Source organism: Gordonia sputi NBRC 100414 (assembly GCF_000248055.1).
Taxonomy (GTDB): Bacteria; Actinomycetota; Actinomycetes; order Mycobacteriales; family Mycobacteriaceae; genus Gordonia; species Gordonia sputi.
In genome coordinates this window covers 1-324 of sequence record NZ_BAFC01000108.1, presented here as the reverse complement: position 1 = coordinate 324, position 324 = coordinate 1, and the positions used below count along the sequence as shown (strand labels likewise).

General features: G+C 61.4%; 1 pseudogene. It reads right to left on the bottom strand.

Annotation, left to right across the window (positions count from 1 at the left end):
- Positions 1–214 (bottom strand): annotated as a pseudogene (locus GOSPT_RS16930) (IS256 family transposase); the annotation flags it as partial.
- Positions 215–324: the final 110 nt, after the last annotated feature.

The following is a 324-nucleotide window of genomic DNA, read 5'->3' as shown; positions in this document are numbered from 1 at the left end:
TCACCTCCCGCTCGTTGTGGGAGCCGTTACGCACCACCAGACGGTGCCCGTTCTCATCGACCTGATCGGTGAACTGGTCGATGCAGGCGGCGACCTCGGCGCGCAATGCCGCGGCGAGCATCTGCCGAGCACCGTCTCGGACGATCTGATCGAGGATGGAGCGGTCCTCGCCAGCCGGGTTGGAACCTTCGTTGGAGTTGACTACCGTGAGCACGAGGCGTGCCTTTCCGCCAGCGCTGCAACGCTGACTTGATCAAGTGACTACCAGGATCATATTTACGGGAAGGCACGCCCTCCCTGATCCACAGGTCTTGATCATTCCTC